Annotated in this window: 2 protein-coding genes; one reads left to right on the forward strand and one right to left on the reverse strand. The window is 38.5% G+C overall.

Translation table 11 applies throughout. From position 1 onward, the window contains the following. A partial coding sequence (locus U0M88_RS05375) for a GTP-binding protein (RefSeq protein WP_331869143.1) occupies window positions 1–1,538 on the reverse strand: 1,538 nt, incomplete at its 3' end. 102 nt (window positions 1,539–1,640) lie between these two features. On the opposite strand from U0M88_RS05375, the gene U0M88_RS05380 reads away from it, so the two are divergent. Continuing rightward, entirely contained in the window at window positions 1,641–2,381 is a 741-nt protein-coding gene (locus tag U0M88_RS05380; protein ID WP_272002805.1) for an esterase family protein, read from the forward strand. The last annotated feature ends 357 nt before the right edge of the window (window positions 2,382–2,738 follow it).

Raw genomic sequence — 2,738 nt, forward strand, 5'->3', positions numbered from 1 at the left:
ATAAATAACTGTCCTCTTTCCTGCAGATTCCATAGTGCATACGTCATTGCGGTTCCTGTTTCCGTAGAGATCATAGCCCCTTGCATACGCTGGGAAATCTCACCTTTAAATGGTTCATAACCGCAGATTCGCCGTACTAAAGTTCCTTCTCCGTGAGTATCGTTGATGAATTCATTTCTAAATCCCAACAATCCGCGTGTCGGTACCTGATAGGTGATCTTGACATAGCCGTTTTCTTCTTCCATGTTTTCCATCACACCTTTTCGAAGATTCAGTTTGTTGATGATAGTTCCTGAATATTCTTCCGGTGCCAGACAAACAACTTCTTCGACTGGTTCTACTTTTACACCGTTTTCATCTCGATGTAAGATAACTTCCGGCTTACTGATGGCTAATTCATAACCCTCACGGCGCATATTTTCAATCAGAATGGAGATATGCAGTTCACCACGTCCGGAAACTTTAAAACAATCTGCACTGTCAGTTGGTTCTACTTTAAGACCTACGTTGACTTCCAACTCTCTTTCCAGGCGTTCCTTGATGTTTCGACTGGTTACATATTTTCCACTACGTCCGGCAAAAGGACTGGAATTGACATGGAAGTTCATAGATAGTGTCGGTTCTTCAATGGGAATATGATCCATTGGTTCTACATGATCGATATCACAAATCGTATCACCGATACTGATATCCGGCATACCGGCAATGACAACGATATCACCACTTCTGGCTTCTTTTACGCTTGTTCGAGAGAGTCCCTTATATACGAATAAGTTGGAGATGGTTTCTTTTTTCTCAAGGCCGTCCTGATTACAACGAATATAAGGAGCTCCTTGTTTTAAGACGCCGGAATAAATACGTCCGATTCCTAAACGACCGATGTATTCATCATAAGCCAGAGCTGAAACCTGCATACGACAAGGTTCATCATCTAAATCCGGATATACATCACAATGTTTTAAAATGGTATCAAACAAAGGTTCGATATTTTCGCTTGGTGTATTTAAATCGTATTGTACGATTCCTTCGCGGGCAATTCCATAAAGGATAGGGAAGTCCAATTGTTCATCATTGGCATTTAAGTCTAAGAATAATTCATAAACTTCATCGACAACTTCTTCGGCACGTTGATCATTTTTATCAATTTTATTGATCAATAAAATCGGCTTTAATCCGATTTCCAGAGCCTTACTTAACACAAAACGAGTTTGCGGCATTGGACCTTCACTGGCATCAACCAATAGGATAACAGTATCTACCGTACGAATGATTCGCTCTACTTCACTGGAGAAATCGGCATGGCCTGGAGTATCGACGATGTTGATCTTAACTCCATTATGGATCACAGAGCAGTTCTTGGAATAGATCGTGATACCACGTTCTCTTTCCAGGTCGTTGGAGTCCATGATACAGTCCACCACTTCTTCATTATCTCTAAAAACATCACTTTGTCTTAAAAAGGCATCTACTAATGTACTTTTGCCGGCATCGACATGGGCAATGACGGCTATATTTAAAATCTTTTCTTTTTCTGCCATAAGTTCACTCACTTTCCGTAAAAAACAGAACAATTATAATGCAGAGTTGATAAAAAGACAATTGATTATGCTATAATGAGGCCGGAATAGAGAGGTTTTATTATGCAGATTCGTTATTTCCGAGAGTATTCTCATTATCTGGATCGATTTATGGAGTTTAAAATGTATGGACATGCCGGCAAGCTTTGTTTTGTTTTCCCATGTCAGGATGGACGTTTTTTTGAATGGGAAGATCGTGGTATGTTTGAACTTGTCAAAGATTTGGTTGAAGAAGGATGTATTCAGTTTTGTACGGTCGATTCCATTGATAAAGAAACTTGGAGTTCTTTTGGAGATACACATCATCGTATGTGGCTGCAGGAGTGCTGGGTACAATATATCATGGAAGAGCTTGTGCCAAGTGCTTTATGGAAGGCCGGACTTCCACAGGATGAAAAATGCATGACATTAGGTGCCAGCATGGGTGGTACGCATGCGGCTAACTTATTTTTTAGATTTCCGGATCGCTTTGATAAGGTGCTGGGAATTAGTGGTGTTTATGATATGAACGAGTATTTCCATGGCGTTTATGATGATAATTGCTACAACAATGATCCATGTGCTTATCTGGCCGGTATGGACCCATCGCATCCGTATATTCAAAAATACAATGAATCGCAGATTATCTTTACGGTTGGACAGGGAGCATGGGAAGATGTTTGTAAGAACTCATTACAGAAATTATCTAAGATCTTATATGAAAAGGGAATTCATGCCTGGATCGATTTCTGGGGATATGATGTGAATCATGATTGGCCTTGGTGGGAAGTCATGTTACGATATTTTCTGCCAAAGATGGTATAGATCTTATTTAGATTTTCATTTACGAATCACTGATATTGAATTAAATGGCACAACCTACAAAATATATAAGTTGTGTCTTTTTTATATTTTTGCTTGTGACAAGCGACTAAAAAAGAAAAATTTTATATTCTCCAGGGCAATGTCGTTTCAAAAAGATTTTGGAATCGATATTAAAAAACATGACAATATCGCCATATGGCAGGAATAAAAATAGATTAAAATCTTGGTGAGTATATTTGTTTATTCACAGATTTCTTTAATTGTTGTTTCGTGTAGCCTAATCATCGCATTTTTTCCTTGATTCTCTTTGAATTTTTTTAAGTACAGTTCTGTCTGGTATTCCATAAAGCTATATAT

This window comes from Faecalicoccus sp. (assembly GCF_036552745.1).
GTDB lineage: Bacteria > Bacillota_I > Bacilli_A > Erysipelotrichales > Erysipelotrichaceae > Faecalicoccus.

What these genes read in the sequence shown, in the direction of transcription:
- U0M88_RS05380 (WP_272002805.1), top strand. Translation starts at nt 1,641, where the DNA reads ATGCAGATTCGTTATTTCCGAGAGTATTCTCATTATCTGGATCGATTT.